This is a genomic window from Barnesiella sp. An22 (assembly GCF_963931395.1).
GTDB lineage: Bacteria > Bacteroidota > Bacteroidia > Bacteroidales > Barnesiellaceae > Barnesiella > Barnesiella merdigallinarum.
Genome location: NZ_OZ007014.1, coordinates 1,023,576 through 1,047,053 on the forward strand (window position 1 = coordinate 1,023,576; position 23,478 = coordinate 1,047,053).

The 23,478-nt window shown below is 48.8% G+C and carries 17 protein-coding genes; 15 read left to right on the top strand and 2 right to left on the bottom strand.

Features of this window, described 5'->3' with window-relative positions; all coding sequences use genetic code 11:
- The first annotated feature begins 11 nt into the window (after positions 1–11).
- The 13 genes from ABGT88_RS04190 (at position 12) to ABGT88_RS04250 (ending at position 18,364) form a co-directional block, all read left to right on the top strand.
- Positions 12–1,280: a SusF/SusE family outer membrane protein gene (locus ABGT88_RS04190; RefSeq protein ID WP_087409434.1), complete on the top strand. Its 1,269-nt coding sequence runs from the start codon at positions 12–14 to the stop codon at positions 1,278–1,280.
- 104 nt (positions 1,281–1,384) lie between these two features.
- Positions 1,385–3,217: a glycoside hydrolase family 127 protein gene (locus tag ABGT88_RS04195; RefSeq protein WP_084547047.1), complete on the top strand. Its 1,833-nt coding sequence runs from the start codon at positions 1,385–1,387 to the stop codon at positions 3,215–3,217.
- Positions 3,218–3,260: 43 nt separating this feature from the next.
- On the top strand, positions 3,261–6,404 hold the full coding sequence (locus ABGT88_RS04200) for a glycoside hydrolase family 3 C-terminal domain-containing protein (RefSeq protein WP_289541439.1): 3,144 nt from the start codon (positions 3,261–3,263) through the stop codon (positions 6,402–6,404).
- Positions 6,405–6,422: 18 nt separating this feature from the next.
- Positions 6,423–8,690 carry a beta-glucosidase BglX gene (gene bglX, locus ABGT88_RS04205; RefSeq protein WP_025279181.1) on the top strand — a complete coding sequence of 756 codons (2,268 nt, stop codon included), beginning with the start codon at positions 6,423–6,425 and terminating at the stop codon, positions 8,688–8,690.
- 4 nt (positions 8,691–8,694) lie between these two features.
- On the top strand, positions 8,695–9,804 hold the full coding sequence (locus tag ABGT88_RS04210; protein WP_025279182.1) for an aldose epimerase family protein: 1,110 nt from the start codon (positions 8,695–8,697) through the stop codon (positions 9,802–9,804).
- Between the two features lie 31 nt (positions 9,805–9,835).
- Positions 9,836–11,275 carry a hypothetical protein gene (locus tag ABGT88_RS04215; protein ID WP_143240976.1) on the top strand — a complete coding sequence of 480 codons (1,440 nt, stop codon included), beginning with the start codon at positions 9,836–9,838 and terminating at the stop codon, positions 11,273–11,275.
- Positions 11,272–12,750 carry a glycoside hydrolase family 30 beta sandwich domain-containing protein gene (locus tag ABGT88_RS04220; RefSeq protein ID WP_025279184.1) on the top strand — a complete coding sequence of 493 codons (1,479 nt, stop codon included), beginning with the start codon at positions 11,272–11,274 and terminating at the stop codon, positions 12,748–12,750. The genes ABGT88_RS04215 and ABGT88_RS04220 overlap by 4 nt, the downstream gene beginning before the upstream one ends.
- Positions 12,751–12,856: 106 nt before the next feature.
- Complete coding sequence (locus ABGT88_RS04225; RefSeq protein WP_346700604.1) at positions 12,857–15,196, top strand: ATP-binding protein; 2,340 nt, start codon at positions 12,857–12,859, stop codon at positions 15,194–15,196.
- Complete coding sequence (locus ABGT88_RS04230) at positions 15,171–16,487, top strand: sigma-54 dependent transcriptional regulator (protein ID WP_025279186.1); 1,317 nt, start codon at positions 15,171–15,173, stop codon at positions 16,485–16,487. Before ABGT88_RS04225 ends, ABGT88_RS04230 begins: the two co-directional genes overlap by 26 nt.
- A 294-nt stretch (positions 16,488–16,781) precedes the next feature.
- The gene (locus tag ABGT88_RS04235; RefSeq protein WP_025279187.1) at positions 16,782–17,198 is read left to right on the top strand and encodes a hypothetical protein; all 417 of its coding nucleotides are present in this window, start codon (positions 16,782–16,784) and stop codon (positions 17,196–17,198) included.
- 230 nt (positions 17,199–17,428) lie between these two features.
- Positions 17,429–17,728 carry a helix-turn-helix domain-containing protein gene (locus ABGT88_RS04240; protein WP_025279188.1) on the top strand — a complete coding sequence of 100 codons (300 nt, stop codon included), beginning with the start codon at positions 17,429–17,431 and terminating at the stop codon, positions 17,726–17,728.
- A gap of 34 nt (positions 17,729–17,762) precedes the next feature.
- Positions 17,763–18,056, top strand: a complete 294-nt coding sequence (locus ABGT88_RS04245; protein WP_025279189.1) for a helix-turn-helix domain-containing protein — start codon at positions 17,763–17,765, stop codon at positions 18,054–18,056.
- Positions 18,053–18,364 carry a helix-turn-helix domain-containing protein gene (locus ABGT88_RS04250; RefSeq protein WP_016273983.1) on the top strand — a complete coding sequence of 104 codons (312 nt, stop codon included), beginning with the start codon at positions 18,053–18,055 and terminating at the stop codon, positions 18,362–18,364. Before ABGT88_RS04245 ends, ABGT88_RS04250 begins: the two co-directional genes overlap by 4 nt.
- A gap of 60 nt (positions 18,365–18,424) precedes the next feature.
- Here ABGT88_RS04250 and ABGT88_RS04255 read toward each other — a convergent pair whose 3' ends face one another.
- Both ABGT88_RS04255 and ABGT88_RS04260 read right to left on the bottom strand, forming a co-directional pair.
- Positions 18,425–19,747, bottom strand: coding sequence for a site-specific integrase (locus ABGT88_RS04255; protein WP_025279190.1), 1,323 nt, complete (start codon positions 19,745–19,747; stop codon positions 18,425–18,427).
- A gap of 21 nt (positions 19,748–19,768) precedes the next feature.
- On the bottom strand, positions 19,769–20,992 hold the full coding sequence (locus ABGT88_RS04260; RefSeq protein WP_025279191.1) for a site-specific integrase: 1,224 nt from the start codon (positions 20,990–20,992) through the stop codon (positions 19,769–19,771).
- Positions 20,993–21,792: 800 nt separating this feature from the next.
- On the opposite strand from ABGT88_RS04260, the gene ABGT88_RS04265 reads away from it, so the two are divergent.
- Both ABGT88_RS04265 and aroC read left to right on the top strand, forming a co-directional pair.
- Positions 21,793–22,182: an IdeS/Mac family cysteine endopeptidase gene (locus ABGT88_RS04265; protein WP_087408247.1), complete on the top strand. Its 390-nt coding sequence runs from the start codon at positions 21,793–21,795 to the stop codon at positions 22,180–22,182.
- Between the two features lie 215 nt (positions 22,183–22,397).
- Positions 22,398–23,471, top strand: a complete 1,074-nt coding sequence (aroC, locus tag ABGT88_RS04270; protein ID WP_346700607.1) for a chorismate synthase — start codon at positions 22,398–22,400, stop codon at positions 23,469–23,471.
- Positions 23,472–23,478 lie beyond the last annotated feature (7 nt).

Below are 23,478 nucleotides of genomic sequence, written 5' to 3' on the forward strand. Positions count from 1 at the left end.
AACAATTAATCATGAAAAAAATCTGTTGGTTAGCTGCTGTTGCAACCCTGTCGATATCAGGCACTGCATCAGCTCAAGCAACCCTGTCGGAAATTTCCGAGCTCTTCATGGTAGGAGATCCTACCCAATGGAGTGCATTCGAACTCGTCAAAACATCTGATCATGTCTTCTTCTATCAAGGCAAGGTGGAAGGCGGCGACGGTGTCTCCACCGGACGCTTCCGTGCCAGTGCATGGGGTGCTGATGTCGTATTCAACGGTCCTCAGGTTCATGCCGTCGAGGACAAGACTCTCCTCAGCCCCGCGACATCGGCGACTGCCAACATCGACTATAACAACATGGAAGGCGGCGATAAGAACTGGTATATCGCCGAAAGCGGCAACTACCGTATCGTATTTGACCTTGATAAGGCCATCGTTTCCATCACTTCGGACTTCAGCGAAGTCCTTCCCGTGATTACTCCCAGCGTATACGCAGTGGGCGATGCCACTATCGGAGGCTGGAATCCGGCCGAAGGCACTCCTTTGACCCTGGACGCGACTAATCCCTACATTTTCACATATCAGACATATATGAAGGGCGGTGCTTTCAAGTTCAGCCTGCGCAATGATAAGGAGTGGGATGGAAACTGGATTCATCCGGCGCAGAATATCACCATTGGTGCAGAAGGTTTGAAAAAATGCGCCATAGAAGTATTCCGCGGAGCCGACCTGAATGACAACCAGTGGACTGTATCTGAAGCTGGAACATACAAGATTACGCTTGATTTGCGTAACATGGAGATGAGCGCAGAATACCTCAGCGACAAAGTTATCGCTAACCAGCTCTATATGGTAGGCGACCTTACAAACTGGTCTTTCCAGCCAATGGAACAGGTTTCGCCTAACGTCTTTGAGGCGACTTTCGACAACTGCGAGTCTGGCAAAAGATTCCGCGCATCGATGGCTCCCGTATGGGGAACACATCTTCGCCCCGAAATAGACAATACTGAGTTGGCAATCGACAACAAGTACGGTCTGGATATCAAGATGGATCAGAACGAAGATTACAACTGGACAACCAAAGAACCGGGCACTTACAAAATCCGCTTCGATCTCAACAAAATGAAAGTCTCAGCCAACAACGAACCCGCGACATCAATAACAGAAATCATTCAAGATGGCGGCAATGCCACCTGCGAATACTTTAACCTTCAGGGTATCCGTGTAATGAATCCTGTTGCCGGGGAAGTATACATTCAGCGAACCGGGACTACAGTCAGAAAAGTTATCATCCGCTAACAAAAGGATATAATACAATATCGGGGGTTGCAGTCCATCGACTGAGCATGAACTGCAATCCTTGTTATTTCCATTTCACGAAACAAACAATACGTATTTTTACCATGGCCATAAAACATTTCGTCATAGCATCAGCCCTTTTAGTAGCATTTACAGCACAGGCCGACCGGCATATGTCACAGATTGATAATATTGATTTTTCACACGTGTCGATATGCGATTCTTTCTGGTCGCCGAGGTTGGATGATCTGGCAAATAAAACCATTCCTCACTGCATTGATCAGATTGAGAATAAGACATTACGAATGAGTAACTTTATCAATGCCGCAAAGGGGCATGGCGAGCATTCCGGACTATGTTATGATGATTCCGATGTGTATAAGGCAATGGAAGGAATGGCCTACAGCCTCATCAATAATCCGGATTCGATAATTGAGAGAAAACTGGAAACCTGGATCAATATGATTGCAGATGCGCAATGGGATGACGGCTATCTGAACACATATTATACCATCGTAGCTCCAACTCCTCGATGGACAGATATGATAATGCACGAGATGTATTGCGGAGGCCATCTCTTTGAAGCTGCTGTTGCTTATTATTCCGCAACCGGCAAACAGTCCTTTCTCAATGTTGCGAAACGATTTGCCGACCATATGATGCAGACTTTCGGTCCGGATAAGCGACACTGGGTGCCTGGACACGAGGAAGTGGAACTCGCCCTTGTGCGTCTGGCAGATGCTACAGGAGATAAAAAATACCTCGATTTTGCCCATTGGCTTCTTGAAGAGAGAGGTCACGGTTACGGATCGCATGGCAACGGTGCGCCATGGGGAACCGAGTATTGCCAGGATGATAAACCAGTAAGGGAGATAACAGACATCACGGGGCATGCCGTCCGAGCCATGTATCTGTTCTGCGGTATGGCTGACGTTGCCGCTAAAAAAGCTGACAGAACTTATCTCGACGCGCTTCAGCTGGTATGGGAAGATGTGACGGAGCGCAATATGTATGTCACCGGGGGTATTGGATCCTCAGTCCATAACGAGGGTTTCACGGAAGACTATGACCTACCCAATCGTGAAGCTTACTGCGAGACCTGTGCTTCGGTGGGTCTTATAATGTGGGCATCGCGGATGAACCGTCTTTTTGGAGATGCCGGATATATCGATGTTCTAGAGCGGACAATGTATAACGCCGCTCTTGCCGGTGTCCAATTAGGAGGTGAAAAATTCTTTTATGTGAATCCTCTCGAATCGGATGGTTCACACCATCGTCAGGAATGGTATGGGACAGCCTGCTGCCCGAGTAACATTTCACGCTTCCTACCTTCTATGGGGAATTATATCTATGGGATTGACAAAGACAATATTTACGTCAATCTTTTTATCGGAAATAAAACAGAGATTGACGTAGACAGCGTGCCTGTGCATATGTCGATATCTGGCGGATATCCTTTTGCAGGGGATGTCAAGATTACAGTTAAACCGGAAGGAAGCCTGCCGAGAAACATAAAGCTGCGAATTCCCGGATGGTGCGATGAGTATGCGCTAAAAATCAATGGTGAGAACCGAAAATTTACGAAACAAAACGGATACGTGACTATTCCTGTTGATAAGATGGGAGCAGACATAGAACTCAGTATGGCAATGCCCGTCAATATTATGGCGGCCGACCCGAAGGTAAAAGAGAATCTTTGCAAGAGAGCTGTTATGCGTGGCCCTTTGGTTTATTGCATGGAGGAATGTGACAATCCCTGCTACGATGCTGCCACCATTAATCACGATTCTGAATTTTGTGTTGAAGACGGGGAGGGATTGCTCCGTAATTTCAAGATTCTAAAAACAAACGAAGGAAATATCACATTCATACCATATTTCGCGTGGGATAACCGCAAGCCAGGTAAAATGAAAGTCTGGGTCGACCTGGGCAAATAATATTAAAAAACTACCTTCTGCCAATCAAATCATATATATCGCAATGAAATACCATTTCAAGACCGTCGTAGTGTCATTAATATTATGTCTTGGTTCAATTATTTGTGCACAAGGCATTGCACATGCTACTGATTCGAAATACCTCGACTATTCGGCTCCACTGGAAGAGCGTATCGAGGATGCACTTTCGCGTATGACTCTTGAGGAAAAAGTCAAGATGGTTCATGCCCAGTCGAAATTCTCCTCTGCCGGTGTTCCCCGTCTCGGAATCCCGGAACTATGGTGTACTGACGGGCCTCACGGCATTCGTCCGGAAGTATTCTGGGACGAATGGAACAGCGCCGAGTGGACCAATGACTCTTGCACTGCATTCCCGGCTCTAAGCTGCCTGGCTGCCACATGGCGCCCGGAATTAGCCCGTGAATACGGCAGAGCCATAGGCGAGGAAGCGCGATATCGCCGCAAAGACATTCTGCTTGGCCCCGGAGTGAATATGATGCGTACACCTCTCAACGGCCGTAGTTTCGAATATATGGGCGAAGACCCGTTTCTTACGTCAACAATGGTCGTGCCTTATATCCAGGGCGTTCAAAGCAATAATGTTGCGGCATGTGTCAAACATTTTGCTCTGAATAACAACGAAGACAACCGTTATACGACGAATGTACATGTCGGAGAACGTGCTTTGCATGAAATATACCTCAAACCGTTCAAAGCTGCCGTAGACGGCGGCGCATGGGCCATTATGCCGGCTTATAATCTCTTTGAAAACCGCAACTGCTGCGAGAACCCGCGACTTTTGAAAGACATATTGAAACAACAATGGGGATTCGACGGTGTCGCAGTCAGCGACTGGGGAGGTGTGCACAACACCGACGCTGTTCTTGAAGGTGGGCTTGACCTTGAAATGGGTACCGGCACTGACGGTGTGTCGGTAAATATGAATGCCTACGACAGCTATTATATGGCCAACCCCTATCTCGAGAGACTGAGGGATGGTCGTGAATCCGTTGACGATCTCAATGACAGAGTGAGGCGCATACTCCGCACAATTTTCCGCACGTCAATGGCTCCTTCCAATTGGAAAGGCCGCTTCACTTGCCCCGAACATTATGCCACAGCCCGCAAAATCGGCTCCGAAGGAATTGTTCTCCTTAAAAACAACGGTATACTCCCTTTGAAACAAGATATCCGCAAAATTCTTGTAGTAGGTGAAAACGCAGTGAAGATGATGACCGTCGGAGGTGGCTCGGCTTCTCTGAAGGTACAGCATGAAGTTACTCCATTGGCCGGATTGAAGTCGGCATTACATGATGTGGTTGTTGACTGGGAACGAGGATATATCGGAGCGGGAAGCACGGTATTCGACAATGTGAAAAGTCAGGACTTCGAGATGTTGGCCGAAGAGCGAACTCCCGAGCAACTTAAAACCGATGTACTTGCAAAAGCGAAAGACGCCGATGTCGTGATATTCATTGGCGGCTTGAATCACTCCCTCTGCCAGGACACCGAGAATTCCGACCGTAAGACTTTGCAGCTTCCATACGGACAGGACGAACTTATCTCAGCTATTGCCGATATAAATCCCAATCTGATTGTGGTAAATATTTCAGGCACACCGGTATTGATGCCCTGGGCGGATAAAGTGGCCGCTATTGTCCAGGACTGGTATCTCGGCAGTGAGGCTGGCAACAGTCTTGCCGATGTCCTTACCGGCAAAGTCAACCCGTCGGGGAAATTGCCATTTACTTTCCCAAAGCGCATTGAGGACTTGCCTACTAATGGTGAGCGCCGTTATCCGGGAATCCGACGGGCTGATTCCGACATTTATGACATATATTATGACGAAGATATTCTTATAGGATATCGTTGGTATGATTACAATGGACTTCCGGTGTTGTTTCCGTTCGGCTACGGCCTGAGTTATACTGATTTTAACATCGGTAAACCGGTCGTGACCCGGACTGGTATTGGCTATAACCTGAAAATGGATGTATCGAATATCGGTTCGACATCCGGCGCAGAAACGGTACAGGTATACGTCTCGGCTCCCAAACTGAAAGGACTGCTTAGGGAAAAGAAGAAACTTGTTGGTTTTTCAAAAGTGGATCTCGCACCGGGCGAAACCCGCAGTGTGTCTGTTGACATTCCGTTCTCTTCTTTGGCTTATTATGATGAGGAAACGGCTTCTGAACGTATACTGGATGGTAAATATGTCTTTTCCGTAGGCTCGTCATCAGCCGACCTGCCACATAAAGTCGCTGTGAAATATGATAGTGCGACCGATATAGGGGGAAATCCCTGTTTCCCCGGGTGGTATGCCGACCCGGAGGGAATCGTGTATGGCGACACGGTGTTCGTATATCCTACGCGCAGCCTTCCTTTCAAGGAGCAGACCGCAATGGACTGCTTCTCTACCACCGATCTCATCCATTGGACTAAACATGAAAACATCATCAGTACAGAAGATGTCAAATGGGCCTGGGGTGCGATGTGGGCTCCGGCAGTGCTTGAGAAGGACGGGAAGTATTATCTTTTCTTCGGGGCAAACGATGTCCACGAGGGCGAAATCGGCGGTATTGGTGTCGCAGTCAGCGACAAGCCGGCAGGTCCGTTCAAGGATCTGCTTGGCCGACCGCTGATAAATGAGATAGTGAACGGGGCGCAGCCAATCGACCAGTTCGTTTTCAAAGACAAGGATGGGAGTTATTATATGTATTACGGAGGCTGGGGACACTGCAACATGGTCCGTCTCGCCGACGATTTCAAATCTCTTGTCCCTTTCCCCGACGGCTCGCTCTACAAAGAAGTGACTCCAAAGGATTATACAGAAGGGCCGTTCATGCTTGTTAAGGACGGGAAATATTATTTCATGTGGAGCGAGGGCGACTGGACCAAAGACGACTACCGGGTGGCCTATGCAATCGCCAATTCTCCTTTCGGTCCTTTTGAACGGGTAGGCACTATCCTGGAATCAGACCCGGAAATAGGAACCGGCGCGGGACATCATTCCGTGATCCGGTCTGGCGAAACGGGCAAATACTATATCGTCTACCACCGCCATCCGCTCGGAGCGACCGACGGCAACGACCGCGTCACATGCGTCGATGAGCTTCATTTCGACTCAAATGGCAGAATACGCCCCGTGAAGATGACTTTCACAGGGGTGCCAGCAACAAAATTCTGAACCAACCGAAGCAATAGTATGAATCATTCTAATATAACCACAGCCGTCCTGCTTTTACTCTATGCCGCTACCGCTCAGGCTCGTGATACAGATAACAACGGCTTCATCGACAGTCTTATGGCTGAGATGAGCATTGAGGAGAAAATCGGGCAGCTGAATTTGCCCGTCGGCGGAGATGTGGTGTCAGGAACAGCACAGGCAGCCGTGCTCGACTCTCTTATCATGCAAGGAAAAATTGGCGGCTTCTTCAATGTCAAAGGAGTTGATGCGGTTGCCCGCTTTCAAAGGTTAGCAGTTGAGAAAGGTCCGCACGGCATACCCTTGCTCGTGGGAGCTGATGTGGTGCATGGTTATGAGACAGTCTTTCCAATCCCTTTGGCATTGTCGTGTTCATGGGACAGCACCGCCATAGCCGAAATGGCCCGTATCTCAGCTATCGAGGCTACAGCCGACGGTGTAAACTGGAATTATAGCCCGATGGTCGATATCTGCCGAGACCCGCGTTGGGGCCGTATCGCCGAAGGATCCGGCGAGGATCCGTATCTCGGAAGTGTTCTCGCCCAAGCGTATGTTCATGGATATCAGGGCGACGGGATGCGTTCTGACTCATCCCTTATGGCTTGTGTGAAACACTACGCATTATATGGAGCTGCGGAAGGTGGACGCGATTACAACGGCGTTGACATGAGCCGCGAATGTATGTTCAACTATTATATGCCCCCTTATAAGGCTGCCGCGGATGCCGGTGTCGGTTCGGTGATGACATCGTTCAATCTTATCAACGGTCAGCACGCCACTGCCTCGGAGTGGCTTATCAACGGGGTTCTGCGTAACGACTGGGATTTTGACGGTTTTGTTGTCACTGACTACGGCTCAATAGACGAGCTGCCGATTATGGGAGTGGCAGACAAAGAAGACGCCGCCGCTGTCACATTAAGGGCCGGCACAGATATGGATATGGTTACAGGCAGATATCTCAACGATTTAAAAGGTGCTCTTGAGCGCGGACTTGTTACTGAAAAGATGATAGACGACGCGTGCCGTCGCATCCTGATTGCCAAACAACGGCTCGGACTATTCGACGATCCATATAAATATTGCAAGCCTGAGCGTCTGGCTAAAGATATGTACACGCCCCGACATCGCAAGATTGCCCGGGATATCGCCGCCGAAACCTTTGTATTGCTTAAAAACGACAAGCATCTCCTTCCTTTGCAAAAGAAAGGTCGGATTGCGCTTATCGGTCCTCTCGCCAATGCCGCAAACAACATGAGCGGGACTTGGAGCGGCTATTGCAAGCCTGAAAATCACAAGTCGCTGCTTGACGCTTTCCGCGACGCCCTCGGCACCGATGCTGAACTGCTTTATGCGCAGGGAAGCAATATCTACTATGATGAGACTACCCAACGAAATTGCGACTGGGGCCGTTCTATCGCTCGCGGGAACGATGACGAGATGCATCGTCAGGCCATAGAAATTGCAAATAACGCAGATATCATAATCTGTGCGCTTGGCGAAAGCGCGGAAATGAGCGGTGAGTCGTCGAGCCGTGCGGAAATCACAATCCCCGATACTCAGCGCGATCTTCTCAAACAGTTATACGCTACCGGGAAGCCTGTAATACTGTTGCTTTTCACCGGCCGTCCTCTTGTGCTTGACTGGGAGGACAATCACATTCCAGCCATACTGAATGTGTGGTTCGGAGGCAGCGAGGCAGCCGATGCCATAGCGGACGTTGTCTTCGGCGAAAAGGTGCCGTCCGGGAAACTGACTACCACATGGCCGCGTTCAATCGGCCAGATACCACTGTATTACAATCATCTGCCCTCAAGTCATCCCGACTTTGATTCCACGCAGTTTAACCCCTATCGAAGCAACTATATCGACGTGAGCAACGAACCTCTTTATCCGTTCGGTTATGGATGCAGCTATACCACATTCGCTTATTCAAAACCATATATAAGCACCGACCGATTGGCAAAAGGAGGGGCTATATCGCTTTCAATAGATGTCAGCAATGCCGGGGATTACGATGGATACGAAATTGTGCAATTGTATATCAATGATCCAGTTGCCCGGATAGCCCGTCCTGTCAAAGAATTGAAATCTTATAAACGGGTATTCATCCCGAAGGGTGAGACCGTGAATGTCAGCTTTGAGATAGACAGCGACATGCTCAAATATTATGACAACGAGCTGAAATATGGTTATGATTCGGGTGAATTCCGCGTTATGGTGGGTCCAGACTCAAAGGATCTTCAATCCTTGATTTTTTATGCCGAATAAAACAATGAAACATATTATCTATTTCGCAGCCGCACTGATAATGGTTGGCTGCGCATCAAATCAAAAGACGACTTTATCAGGCCTTGACAAAAATGATTTTGACACCATTGTCAACAATCAGAAAATATCCCTGTTCACCTTGCACAACGGCGATATGGAAGTCTGCGTCACAAACTACGGAGGCCGAATTGTGTCGCTTATGGTTCCAGATAAAGACGGCCGACCACGCGATGTCGTGCTCGGGCATGACAACATCCGTGACTATCTCGAGATCGACGGCAACTTCGGAGCGATTATCGGACGATACGGCAACCGAATCAACAGAGGCCGCTTTACGCTCGATTCAATAGTTTATCAACTGCCACAGAACAACTATGGGCATTGTCTCCATGGTGGGCCGATAGGTTTTCATCATTCAATATGGAGTGCCACCCAGACAACTGACACCACACTTGTACTTACACTGCACAGCACTGACGGCGATGCCGGCTTCCCGGGAAACCTAAACGTCGAAGTTGTATATAGTTTAACTTCCGATTGTGGATTGAAAATCGCCTATACCGCCTATACCAATAAGCCGACCATCATCAATCTCACAAACCACAGCTATTTTAATCTTAGCGGAGACCATACAAAAGAGATAACCGATGAACTGCTGACAATAAAGGCTTCAGGTTTTACCCCTATCGACTCGACGTTTATGCCGACAGGAGAAATCCGTTCCGTCAAGGGAACAATATTCGACTTCAACCACATGCACGCTATTGGAGAAAACATCAATGCTGACGACGAGCAAATCATCAATGGAATGGGCTATGACCATAACTTTGTCCTTGACAAGAGTTGCCCATTTGCAGCGCAGCTTTATGATACCGTGAGTGGTATTGTAATGACTGTTAGCACAGATCAGCCAGGCTTACAGTTCTATTCAGGTAATTTCCTCGACGGCCAGGTCTGTGGAAAGAATGGAATTGCCTATCCGAAACGGTCTGCTCTATGCCTTGAGACACAACACTATCCTGACAGCCCTAATCACTTAGATTGGCCATCTGTGCGCCTTAATCCCGGAGAAAAGTACCATACTGAGACTGTATATTCATTTTCAATACGTTAGAACTATTATGTATAGATTTAGAACACTTATCGTGATGCTGAAATTATGTCTGCCATTCCTGGCTTACCATACGACATTCGCACAAGCACCTGAACTATATGTCCGTGGAATCTCCGATGACTGGACCGTTCAGGAAAAATACAGGATGGTAAATGATAACGGCGTATATTCACTCTACATCGATGAACTGTCGTCGGTCTACACATTCAAGATATGCACGGAGGATTACTCGCTTCAATATGGTTCGACAGACACTTTTGAATTTGATGTGCCAATGGCCTGCATCAATGCTTATGGCAACAATTTCCGTGTAAAACAGATCAATGGAAATTCGACGACCGTGTACGGCGCGACACTTCTGTTTGATTATAGCAATCCTTCGGCACCAACATTGACAGTGTGTCCTGACATATATCTAGCCGGTGATGTCACTGACTGGAGCAATCACAAGAAAGGATACAGATTTATCAAAGAGGGCGATTCCTATGTGCTGCGGACAAAAGATTTAAATGGCCGATTCAAGATTGTTGCCGCTGTTGCTCCAGAGTGGGATGCGCAATATGGTGGCGTGGCATCGATTAAATCAGGCAGGACATATCAATTACAACGCGATGGCTGTGATATGACGATTGAAAATCCTCTCGGCGATATTGAACTGGTATTTAACAAAGTAAACAATCGACTGACAGTCAATAAATTTTCTGATATCTCCGGAAATCTGACATACTATCTTACCGGCGATTTCAATAATTGGAATCCTCATGATGAACGGATGCGTTTCATCGGGTCAGAGGGAATTTATGAATTGAAGATTCCACGCCTCACCGGTGAGTTCAAAATCACCACACCCGATTGGAAATGGCAATTTGGATCAATGGTTAAGGGTATTAAATACAATGAAGTGATACCACTTGAATCTGCCCAAAACGAGTGCAACATGTATTTCGAGGAACCGATTGCTCAGGAAGTGGCCATAACACTTGATATGAACAACCTCACTCTGTCATGTATCGGAATGCCGATGCTTTATCTCGTCGGCGACTTTAACGACTGGACCATACTGCCATTCTATGCGTTCGATTACAATGACGGAACATATACTCTTAACACGCCTCATTTCACCGGAGATTTCAAGATAGTAGACCGCGAGTGGAATATCCAGTTGGGGACAAAGACGCAAGAACAAATAGAAGCGGGCAAGAACTTCTGTCTTGACTATGCCGCCACCGTGGGAGACAACATCCGCTTTGACGGCATTGATAATGCGAATTCCGACACTCGTCTGAGAATGACTCTAAAAGCAGATGGCATAGGCAATAAGCCAACCTCAATAACAGAGCCACCACTGATTACTAATTCCGAAATACATTATGACTATTTCAATCTTCAGGGAATGAAAGTCAATCGCCCCACAAAGGGCATTTATATCCGTCATAACAATCAGATAAGCGAAAAAATATATATACGATGAAAAGAATGACATTACACAGTATTCTTACGCACCTCTGTCTGATAATGTGTACCGCCGGTGCGGTGTGTCAGAATCATTATCTTCCCAATCCAACTCTGCTTATAGAACACGATACAACGCCGGCAGATATAAAAGCCTGTTATGTATCATATGATGGATCGAAGCTGCTGTCGACCGAAAACTTGAAATTTGACGACAGCAGCCGGGACAAGTCAGAGGGTATGATAAACATAAACACCAATCAATTATATCAGGAAATCGACGGTTTTGGCTTTGCCATCACCGGCTCGGCATCATACAATCTATCCAAGATGGAAGCATATCGACGCCACGATTTTCTTGTCCGTACATTCTCGCCCGATGAGAATGTCGGTTATGGATGCTCTTATTTAAGGGTGCCCATAGGTTGCAGCGACTTTTCGTTGAGCGACTATACATGCTGTGATACACCCGGTATCGAGAATTTTGCACTCACTAACGAAGAAACTCGTTATATTATTCCTGTGTTGCAGGAAATATTGCAGATTAATCCCGATATCAAAATTATCGGCGCCCCGTGGACTGCCCCCCGCTGGATGAAAACTAACGGAGAATGGACAGCAGGTCATCTACGTGAAGAATGTTATCAGGATTATGCCTTGTATTTCGTGAAATGGATAAAGGCTTTTGCTGAAAATGGCATCCACATTACTGCTGTCACCCCTCAGAACGAACCTCTCCATGGAGGTAATAGCGCTTCGATGTTTATGCTTTGGGAAGAGCAACGCGATTTCATCAAGACAGCCCTTGGTCCGTCGTTCAGAGACAATAATATCGACACTAAAATTTATGTGTTTGACCATAATTATAGCTACGATAATTGGGAGGGACAGATAGGTTATCCCAGTCTGATATATTCCGATTCTCAAGCCAAACAATATATTTCTGGAGCCGCATATCATAATTATAGCGGGGATGCTTCGGAAATGACCGCAATACACGACGCCAATCCTGATATGGCATTGCTTTTTACGGAATGGACGGCAGGAGAATGGTACCTGCGAGTGGATCATGCAAGAATTCTCGAAGATGTGAAAAATCTGATTTTTGATGTTGTCAACAACTGGGGGCGCGGTGCGATAGTGTGGAATATGATACTTGATAACAATCATGGACCGTATCGTCCGGGAGGATGCTTTAACGGTAACGGAGCTGTTGACATTGATATCGAGACATATGGCAAGATAACATATAATTCATTTTACTATACAATTTGCCTGGCGATGACAGCCTCACGACCCGGTGGACACAGAGCGTCTGTTGACGGGAATGTCGCCGACACGGAGTTCGTAGCCTTTTCAAATCCAGACGGTACAACAGGAATCATAGCTACCAACAATTCTGTCAATGCGAAGAAAGTGACGATTTATGATGGCAAGAGATACTTTTGCATTGATATCCCACCTCTCACTGCGGCATCCTATCGTTGGCAATGAACTTTCGCTAATATCGTTATAGCTTTTAGATTCGGTATTTCTCATATAAACAGACTATTATATACCATTTTGTAATGTCTCCACCAATATTTGTCTCGTAATAAATATGATTCGAAAATCGGGCCTTCCTCATATACCGATTATATCCGGATATATCCTTATTCTTGTGCTCACTGTTGCAATAGGTTATGCCTATTATAACGAGGAGCACACTTTATCTCTGATGGATGAGAGGAATCGTTCCGCCAATGAGCTGCGTCGGGAAATAAACGAACTTAACATGCACATGACAGCACTCTCGCTTATGGGCGAAACCGCGATGGAGTGGACTGACATGGAGCGGGACAGATATCATCGCCAGAGACTCCATATCGACAGCACACTGTGTGAGTTCAGCCGGATCTTCATTTCGGAGGCAGCCGACATAGACAGCCTCCGTATTCTTCTTGAGGACAAGGAGAAGAAACTGCTCCAGCTTGCAGAAATATACCGGCGTCAAAAGGCTCTCGGTGACGAGATGGCCAACAAACTGCCTGTGATAGCTCGCCAGAGCGCCAAAGAGGAGCCAAAGAAACCTAAGCGCAAAGGCTTCCTCGGTTTATTCGGCAAAAAGGAAGAACCAAAACCCTCTGCCACCACGACCATGCTGTACAGTTTCAACCGTGGTCTCATGGCTGAGCGCAGGGCGCAGAACGAAAGCCTTAAAGCCCATGCAGACAGCCTGTCACGGCAAAACAGGAATCTTAACGTCCGCTTGCAGAATCTTATAAGTTATCTTGACGGTAAGGCCCAGGCTGATCTCCGGCAGCAGGAACTTGAGATTGCAGCTACCCGTGAAGAGTCATATCGTGATATAGGTGTACTGACAGCCATCACCCTATTGATGCTGTTCGTTTCTTATGTCGTAATACACCGCGATATGAAGCGGCGAGACCGGAATAAGCACAAACTGGAGGAAAGCATACGGCAGAACCGGTCGCTGCTTGAAATGCGTAAGAAAATAATCCTCACCATATCCCATGACATACGCGGTCCGCTAAACGTGATAAGCGGCAGTGCAGAACTTGCCATTGACACCCGCGACAAAAGGAAGCGTGACGGCTACCTGAACAATGCACGGTACCTTTGCCGCCACGTGGTTCACCTTCTCAACAACCTGCTGGATGTCTACCGGCTCAATGAGGCGAAAGAGACCCCGAACAATGTCCCGTTCAGGCTGAACGTACTGTTTGACAGGATAGCCATCGGTGCGGCGCAGATAATCAATGACAAGGGTCTGCTGTTCAAGCACGATTACAGGAATATCGACGTGACAGTAATCGGAGACGAGGACCGAATAGAGCAGATTGCCGACAACCTGCTGTCGAATGCCGTCAAGTTCACACAATCCGGATCCGTCGGAATCGCGGCATCATACGACGACGGCCGGCTTGTAATGGATATCAGCGACACAGACATCGGTATGTCGGAAGAAACCGTGGACCGCATATTCAGGCCGTTCGAGCGTGCCGACAACGTGGAGCATGTGGAGGGGTTCGGACTTGGACTTTCCATCACCAAGGGACTGGTAATTATGCTCGGAGGAACTATCGACGTGATAAGCAATGTCGGCAAAGGCACAACTTTCCATATCACCATACCGCTTGAACTGACCGGGAATATAGAATCATCCAGCATTCCGGAAGTAAAGCCTGTCGGTGTTTTGCGTCTGCCGCATAATGTAATCGTTATAGACGATGATCCGCTCCAGCGTGATATCATAAGCGAGATGCTTGAACGCAACGCTGTTTCGTGTAAGGTATGCGCCACAGCCTCTGATGTGGTGAAGGCAATGCGTGAACGCGACTACGATATACTGCTTACCGATATAAATATGCCCGGCACCGACGGATTCGCACTGCTTGAACTGTTGCGCAAGTCCAATATAGGAAATTCAAGGACAATCCCGGTGGTGGCAATGACAGCCAGGGATGATGACGAGACCAGACCGCTGATTCAATGCGGGTTCTCCGGCTGTATATTCAAACCTTTCTCCATGCAGGAACTGCTTGAGCGCATATCCATTATAATGGCCAAATCATTGCCGCTTGATGGAGACCGGATTGACTTTTCCCCACTGATTGCAAATGTCGCCAATCCCGTAGTCATATTGCAGGGACTTGCAGATTCAACATACGATGACATTGCAGAACTGAAAGAGTCTGTCGCTAAAAACGATAGAAAAGCCATTTCATCCGTGTTGCACAGAATAAAACCTGTATGGGAAATGGTTGGCATTGAAAGCGTGCTTCAACCGTTAAGAAATGCTGTCAAGAAACGGAGTACAACCACGGCTGATATTGAAATCCTCATGTCAGATGTGATTTCGGCAATGGAGAATCTGATTGAGAATATAAACGAAGAACTGGAAACAATAAAGAATGAAGAGCAGGATACTGATAGTTGAGGACAACGTGACCCTCTCCCAGATGCAGAAGGACTGGCTCACACGCGAGGGATATGACGTCATGACTGCAATAGATGCAATCGTGGCACGCAGGCATATACGCAGAACGGATTTTGACCTGATACTCTCTGATGTACGCCTGCCCGAAGGGGACGGTCTGTCACTGCTTGCTTGGCTGAAAAAAGAGAAGCCGGGCATTCCTGTTATCATTATGACGGAATATGCCTCATATCCCGATGCCGTCAAAGCCATAAAGATGGGCGCGAAGGATTATCTGCCAAAACCGGTACACCGTGAGCGACTGTTCGAGATTGTGAAGGAGCTGATGCATCCGGCTGTGACCATACAGCATTCTCTTGAACGGCTTTTCAAGCGTGACAGCGCGAAGGCGCGTGAGGCATTGCACCTGGCGAAGCTTGTAGCTCCTGCCGACATATCGGTGCTTATTCTCGGCGCCAACGGAACCGGCAAGGAGTCCATAGCCCGTACCATTCATTTCAACAGCCCAAGAAAAGACGAGCCGTTTGTCGCGGTGAACTGTGGCGCCATACCGCCGGAACTTATAGCCTCCATGTTCTTCGGCCATGTCAAAGGCGCTTTCACAGGAGCGGATTCCGACAGAAAAGGATATTTCGATGCCGCGAAAGGCGGCACTCTGTTCCTTGACGAGATCGGCACGCTCCCTTATCACACTCAATCATCATTGCTTAGGGTATTGCAGGAGAATGTATATATGCCGGTCGGAGGAAACACCGAACGCCGTGCCGATGTGCGCATAGTCGCGGCAACCAACGAGAATATGGAGAAATCCATAGCCGAAGGTCGTTTCCGCGAGGACCTTTATCACCGTCTTTGTGAGTTCGAGATACACCAGCCATCTCTGGCGGAATGTCCCGAAGATATCCTCCCGTTGGCCGAGTTCTTCCGCAAGAAGTTCTCTGATGAGCTTCACAAGGAGACATCCGGATTCAGCGCAGATGCCGAGCGGATTATGCTGGCACACTCATGGAGCGGCAACATACGCGAGCTTCAAAACCGGGTGCGTCGGGCTGTGCTTATTTCCAAAGCACCTGTTATCGCAGCTTCGGATTTGAATATCCGTAAATCCACAAGTGATAATGTCACAAAAGTCGTTCCCGATTTGCGCCCCATAAAGGATGATGAAGCTGAAAAGCAACTGATCATCCGCACTTTGGAATCAAGCAATGGCAATAAGACAAAGGCGGCGAAAATGCTCAACATCAATCCTACGACATTATATCGCAAGATGAACAAATACGGTATAGAGTAACATTTATGCCCTGACATACAGCCCTTCTCGCTACTTTTTTGTAACTTTGGGGCGTGAAATAGAAAACACAGGTAGGCGTATTCCGATATGCCTGCCGTTACATACATAAGTTCGCAAGAGTCTCAGACAGAAATCTGGCAGTTGATGTTTAAGGAGAATCATTGCGTAATACTTATGCTGTGCGTATCGCATAGCGTGGTGTTGCGTATTCTCCTTACGGTTTTGCCAGAACCGCTGTCTGAGTGCGTGGACATCGCGCTTTTCTTTTGCAATGTAACAGAGAAATGAAACGACATGGCAACGGTACGCATCATAACAGCAATGACTATCGACGGTTTCCTCCCGGATGCCGACAATCCCCGGATGCGTTGGCTTATGACCGATGCCAAAGGGTTCCGGCACTGGCATGACATAGGCACATACACACTCCAAGCGGATTACCCGGTCCTTGATCTTGTATGTGACAAGGACAGCACCGACAAATCCTGCATATACACCGCCGAAGTATCGGATCTGGACGGGATGGAGCTTATGACACGGCTCTTCCGTTACAATATAATAGACGAACTGGTAATCCATATTTTGCCTGAAATTGCAGGAACAGGAACCCATATCTTTCAAAACGGCGTGCCGTCAGGGTGGATATTAAGCAAATCCAGCCGGTTAAAGAACGGGATTTGCCGAAACATCTACCGGCGCAAAGCGCGATAATCTCGCAATAGACTATTGCATACCGCCGGAAAGTCTTGCATTTTGCAATACATCTGATTTCCATCATTTCACGCTTGAATATTTTTATCGCACTGATATTCTGATGAATATCGGTGTCTTGTCATGCCTTTTGGTGGCGGTGGCACGGCATTAGCCAATATATGTAGTATAACCGATTGCGCAACACGGTGTAGAACAAACCAATTCATTTACATCAAAAAGAACCGATTATGCTATATAACGAAACAGTGCATAAGATGTTTACCTCGCTCATGGAACGCTTTGACAAGATGGAGCGGGCATTCGAGCGGATGAACAAGCTAAAGGATTGTTTGGACGGCGACACGCTGCTCGACAATTACGACCTGTGCCGGTTGCTCGGCGTCACCAAGCGCACCCTTGCGAGATACCGCCAGAAGAAGCTTATCCGCTACTACATGATAGACGGACGTACCTACTACAAGGCATCCGAGATACAGGAATTCCTACAGATGAAAGGGAAGTCGCTACCCGCCGCCGTGAGCCACTGAAACACATATCGTAAAATCTAAAAAACGTAACATCATGGAAATAATAAGCATGGACATCAGAACTTTCGACGCCCTGTTCTCCAGAATCAGGGAAATCGAGGAAAAATCCGAACTGCTGAGCCGAAAGCACGAGGACATCGGCCTTAAGAAATGGCTCGACAATGAGGATGTATGCAACATTCTCGGAATCTCAAAGCGCACCTTGCAGACCTACCGCGACAAGGGTATCCTACCGTTCAGCCGTATAAGAAACAAGCTCTTCTACCGTCCGGAGGATGTAGAGAAACTGCTCCAATCATCGTATTACCCCAACACATCACAGTTATGAGCCATTATTTTATCGACAGGCAGGATCCGCGTGTGGCAGACCTGTTGCGCCGCCTCGGAAACATCGGGCAGGCGCTCGGACAAGTTGAATCGGTAGCACGTCCCATGTTCAAGGGGGACAGGTTCCTCACTGACGAGGAACTGTCTCGCCTGCTGAAAGTGAGCCGGCGCACCTTGCAGGAATACCGCACCGCTCGTCTTATTCCTTACTACATTGTACAGGGAAAGGCCCTATACCGGGAATCCGAGATACAGAGCCTTCTTGAAAAGGCGCACCGGAAATGCGTGGAGGAACAGAAGTGGCTGTAAAAGCCGCTGATTTCCGCAATATGCGCGCCACTATCAGACATAGGCGGGAACGGTCTGCAATCACAGGCCGTTTCCCGCCTTGTTCCTGAAATTATATTTCCTTCTCTTTTCCATTGCCTTATCCATGCTTTCGTCAATCAAGGTTATTTCAGAACCGGTTGCCTGCATACGCAGACGCTTCATGTCCTCATCCACCTTGCGGTCAGTCACCTGGGCGTATATCTGGGTTGTGGTAATGCTCTTGTGTCCCATCATGTGGCTGACGGTCTCAATAGGAACGCCCATCGACAGCGTGATGTGCGTTCCGAAATTATGCCTCGCCTTGTGAAAGGTAAGGTAAAATCCATATTCCTCGCCAAGTTGTCTGGTCAACCTTATCAAGTGGTTCCTGCAATATAGATTGAAAATCTTCCCGTTTTGGCGCTCATCCCTGTATTTCTCCATTATCCGCATTGGGATGTCAAGCAGACGTATCGCCGAGCGGCTGCCGGTCTTCTGCCTGTTGACGTGTATCCACCATGTGCCATCGGGAGCCTGGGATATGTCATCCTCCGACAACTGTTTGAGATCCGCGTATGCAAGGCCGGTGAATGTCGAGAAGATAAACCAGTCGCGCACTCTTTGGAGATTGGGGGCGTCAATCTGCTTTTCCATAAGCAGTTTCAAGTCGTCAAGCCTCATGTGGCGGCTCTTGCGCCGTGGCAACGGGGGATGGAGTCTCGCATAAGGGTCACGGCGGAGTGTACCCTGACTGACGGCTCGCATCGTCATCTTCTTCAGACGGTAAAGGTGCTCATGGACAGATTTGGGTTTTAGCCCACGGTCTGCGCCGAGAAACACCTCGAAGTCGTCATAGAAAGCCCTGTCAAGAGCGCGGAGCGGAACATCCTCCATATTCCGTTTCCCGGTTACAAATGCCGACAGATGCCGGTAGGAGTTGAGATAGCTCTCATATGATTCCTTAGTGCGGTCTACTCCCACACGCTTGTGGAACTCCTCGTTATGCTCGCGGAAAAGGGCCAGAAGGGTTGATGGCTTGCGACCGATGCCTTTCATGGCGTTCTTCACAAGCTCGGCGGTGACGAAGCCAAGACTGCGCCTTATATCCTCATAATGCTCGTTTATCTCGACTGTCAGCGAGTCTATGGCGCGGTTCACGGTCACGGCATTGGCACTGCGTCCGTCGGCACGCCCTTTTTCGGGGTTCCAGATATCAGGATTCACAGACACTTTCGTGCCTATCTGCTCCCATTCGGCGTCTATGCTGACCTTGCACAAAAGCTGGCATGTCCCGTCCTTGCGGACTTTTGTCCGGTTGATGTAGAAGAGTATGGCGAATGTGCTGCGCCGTTTGGGTGTATTGTTGTCTTTATCCTTTTTCATGACTATGTGAGTTTTAGTTTATTAAATGGCGACAGTGAAGCGTGACGCTATCCGGCTGTCAAGGTTCTGTGTGTCTGTGCCGATTTTGTCATCGGTCACTTTCGCGTAGATCTGCGTCGTGGTAATCCGGTTATGTCCCAGCATACGGCTGACGGTCTCAAGCGGCACACCGTGCGCCAGCGTGATTTCGGTGGCGTAGGTATGACGCCCGCAGTGATAGACCAGTCTGCGCTCTATGCCGCATATCTTGGCAATCCTTTTCAAATATGTGTTCAGGGTGGAGTTGCTGTACATCGGCAGAAGTTTCCCTTCAGGTGCCATTCCACGGTATTTCTTGATAATCCTCAACGGCAACTCAAGCAACGGTATCTCATATTCCATCTTCGTCTTTTTGCGCGAGGATTTTATCCAAACCGTACCGTCCTCGGCAGTTTCAAGATTATCCTCAGTCAGAAGACACATATCGCCGTATGGAATGCCTGTATAGCAGGAGAACAGGAAGAGGTCGCGGACATGGTACAGACGGCTGTCATGAAGCGGTGTCGTCATAATCCGGTGGAGTTCCTCCGAAGTAAGGAACTTCTGCTCACGCTGTGGCTTCTCCGCCTCGTATCCGGCAAAAGGATCTGCGGTTATTATGCCGTCGGTGATAGCCTCCGACACTATCATCTTCAACCGTGTGGTATGGAATTTCACGGAGGATATAGCGAGTCGGCGCTGTGTACGCAGGTAGATGTCATACTTGTCTATGAAGGAACGGTCGATAGCCGTAAACGGAATGTCGGACAACTTATATTCCGTTTCCAGAAATGTTGCCAGGCATTTGTATGTGTAATGGTAGGATTTCAAAGTGGCATGGACCCGGTTCACGCCGACACGCTTTGAGAAATTCTCTATGAACGTGCTGAAATATCCCATCAGTGTCTCCTGTCCGAAAGCCATGCCCTGTATCTGGCACTTCACATCATCGGCAGTCACGCCCATGCGGACAGCCGACAGTTCCTGATAGACGGAAAGTGCGCTTGCCCTGATTTCGTCAAGCTGGCGGTTGATTTCCCTCGACGCGGCGCTCTTGCCCGTGGCACGGCCGAGCATCCATGCCTTCGGCGATGCCGAGAGCTTCGCGCTGAAAGCCGCCTCGGAGTATCTGCCGACATTTATGCGCCCCATCACCGGGCACAGGCCGTCTTCCGATATCTCGCTCTTTTTAAGGTAGAACGAAACCTTTAATCCGCTCTTTTTCATAACTCTATTCTTTGTTTGCAAAATTAACTGATATAGAGTCATTTGTAGGTATGCAAAACGTAGCGGAACCACGAATAGGAATCACAGATGCCATCCCGGAGCCTATATTTCTTCGCATTGCCGGGAAAAATCGCTAAATTTGCAGTAGCAAAGATGCCTGACAAGCGGGTTCTATGGCATAAGACAGGGATAATCATCCATCGGCAAAACCGTCTTCAAGACCGGAATTCCGGACAGGAAAAAGGCAACGGATAGGTAGCGATTCAATCTCCTAACCCTTCCAAAAACCGAATTTTCCGCCGAAAGCACCCTTCGGACGAACAATGCCGATCTCTCCTAACTCTCAACATATTACTTTATTCCCCATTTATTGCCATAGTTTCGCGAATTCTGTTTATCTTTGCCCGGCGAACGGGTGGCTTGTCTGCCCTTCGGACTGACCGAAACGGTTGTGTATGTGCCGATTCCAATATCGGATGGTGGTGATTCCATCCTGGATTTCTCCCTGTTGTGCAGCGATGCAAATGTGGTCGAATGGCTGCGATGTGACCAAGTGTATAGTATGAATCAATTTAAATAAAAACGAATAAGAAAATTCAGATTCCCTTATTTCATGGTGCTCGTTTGTGCCCTTTGTTGGGTATCGTCGGCTCAAGGAGCCTCGTATCGGTGGTATATGGATACCGATACCGGCAAGAGTGTGGCAATGGACGAGGTAGAGTATTTGCTGCGAAGCGACAACTTGACCGACTTCTCGGTCGTGGTCAAGAACGGCGACTATTATCGAGGACAGTCGCAACATGTCCAAGGAGAATTTCAACGAGATGATGAAACGGGCTTTCACCGAGAACAAGGCGATAGGTTTTACGGCCTATAAATTTACCACCGGAGGAGAGAGTCTGCACGCCATGACCATCTGGGGTGCCGAGTTCGACGAGGAGGGATATGTGTCGCACATCTACTATTGCGACAACAACCTGGTCGATCAGGATGCCAACGGGGCCGCCATTATCCGACTTGGTATTACCTATGATGAGAATCCGGCAATCCCTTCCATGGGCGACGTGGCTTATACCATTCAATTGCCTAAACCTTTTGGCGGGTCGCGGAGAACGTCTCTTATCACGGCGCTTGTTCTGGTCGACTTGCGCCAGGATATCTGGAAGCAGGCTTTTGGTGATGTAGAGTAATGAACATCCGCCGGGATAACACCGGTATCGCATACAGGGCGGGGGCTCCTCTCGATGAGGCAGTCCCCGCCTTCTTTTATCGGTTGCTTTACCAGTAGCCTGCGGAGAGAGCGAAATGGCGGTTTCGGGTTGTTGAATTTTGTCGAATCATTATCTATTCGGACTTTTTTTCTATCTTTGTATAGCATATATGTATAACCAGCATAGACGGATAGATGAATACGATAGGAAATCTTTTCACGCTCACCTCGTTCGGCGAGTCGCACGGCCCGGCCATCGGGGGCGTTGTCGACGGTATGCCTGCCGGTATATCGGTCGATATGGATTTTATACAGCATGAGCTCGACCGGCGTCGTCCGGGACAGTCGGCTCTGGTGACTCCCCGCCGGGAGAGCGACCGGGTCGAATTCCTGTCGGGAATCTTCGAGGGCAAGACTACCGGGGCCCCTATCGGGTTTGTGGTGTGGAACGAGAATCAGCACTCCTCCGACTATGACAACATGCGGGAGCTCTTCCGTCCCTCGCATGCCGATTATACCTATACCCGCAAGTATGGAGTGCGCGACCACCGGGGCGGAGGCCGCTCGTCGGCCCGCGAGACGATAGCCCGCTGTGTGGCCGGGGCTCTGGCCAAGTTGGTGCTCAAGCAGTTGGGTATCGAGTTGTGGGCCTATACCTCGCAGGTGGGCGAGCTGTCGCTGTCTGGCGACTATCGCGATTACGACCCGGCCGAGATTGAGCGGAATGCCGTGCGTTGCCCCGATGCCGGGATGGCTCGGCAGATGGAGCAGCTGATTGCCGAGGTGAAGTCGCAGGGCGATACCGTGGGCGGAGTCATCACCGGGGTTATCCGTCATGTGCCCGTGGGGCTGGGCGAGCCGGTTTTCAACAAGCTGCACGCTGCTCTGGGCAGTGCCATGCTCAGCATCAATGCCGTCAAGGGGTTTGAGTATGGCATGGGTTTCGCCGGGGCGAAATGCCGGGGTTCGCAGGTGAACGACGTGTTCGAGTCGCACGACGGCCACATCGCCACGCGCACCAATTACTCGGGGGGTATCCAGGGGGGTATCTCCAACGGCGAGGATATTTACTTCAGGGTGGCATTCAAGCCGGTGGCTACCTTGTTGCGCGACATCGAGACGGTCGACGTGCAGGGAAACCCCACGGTGTTGAAGGCCAAGGGGCGTCACGACCCTTGCGTGCTGCCGCGGGCCGTGCCCGTGGTCGAGGCCATGGCGGCCATGGTGATGCTCGATTACTATCTGTTGGCACAAAGTCATAAACTATAAAAAACAT

Bases quoted from the DNA above. Each gene is read 5' to 3' on its own strand.
- ABGT88_RS04190 (WP_087409434.1), top strand. From the start codon at position 12: ATGAAAAAAATCTGTTGGTTAGCTGCTGTTGCAACCCTGTCGATATCA.
- ABGT88_RS04195 (WP_084547047.1), top strand. From the start codon at position 1,385: ATGGCCATAAAACATTTCGTCATAGCATCAGCCCTTTTAGTAGCATTT.
- ABGT88_RS04200 (WP_289541439.1), top strand. From the start codon at position 3,261: ATGAAATACCATTTCAAGACCGTCGTAGTGTCATTAATATTATGTCTT.
- bglX (WP_025279181.1), top strand. From the start codon at position 6,423: ATGAATCATTCTAATATAACCACAGCCGTCCTGCTTTTACTCTATGCC.
- ABGT88_RS04210 (WP_025279182.1), top strand. From the start codon at position 8,695: ATGAAACATATTATCTATTTCGCAGCCGCACTGATAATGGTTGGCTGC.
- ABGT88_RS04220 (WP_025279184.1), top strand. From the start codon at position 11,272: ATGAAAAGAATGACATTACACAGTATTCTTACGCACCTCTGTCTGATA.
- ABGT88_RS04225 (WP_346700604.1), top strand. From the start codon at position 12,857: ATGATTCGAAAATCGGGCCTTCCTCATATACCGATTATATCCGGATAT.
- ABGT88_RS04230 (WP_025279186.1), top strand. From the start codon at position 15,171: ATGAAGAGCAGGATACTGATAGTTGAGGACAACGTGACCCTCTCCCAG.
- ABGT88_RS04235 (WP_025279187.1), top strand. From the start codon at position 16,782: ATGGCAACGGTACGCATCATAACAGCAATGACTATCGACGGTTTCCTC.
- ABGT88_RS04240 (WP_025279188.1), top strand. From the start codon at position 17,429: ATGCTATATAACGAAACAGTGCATAAGATGTTTACCTCGCTCATGGAA.
- ABGT88_RS04245 (WP_025279189.1), top strand. From the start codon at position 17,763: ATGGAAATAATAAGCATGGACATCAGAACTTTCGACGCCCTGTTCTCC.
- ABGT88_RS04250 (WP_016273983.1), top strand. From the start codon at position 18,053: ATGAGCCATTATTTTATCGACAGGCAGGATCCGCGTGTGGCAGACCTG.
- ABGT88_RS04255 (WP_025279190.1), bottom strand. From the start codon at position 19,747: ATGAAAAAGGATAAAGACAACAATACACCCAAACGGCGCAGCACATTC.
- ABGT88_RS04260 (WP_025279191.1), bottom strand. From the start codon at position 20,992: ATGAAAAAGAGCGGATTAAAGGTTTCGTTCTACCTTAAAAAGAGCGAG.
- ABGT88_RS04265 (WP_087408247.1), top strand. From the start codon at position 21,793: ATGTCCAAGGAGAATTTCAACGAGATGATGAAACGGGCTTTCACCGAG.
- aroC (WP_346700607.1), top strand. From the start codon at position 22,398: ATGAATACGATAGGAAATCTTTTCACGCTCACCTCGTTCGGCGAGTCG.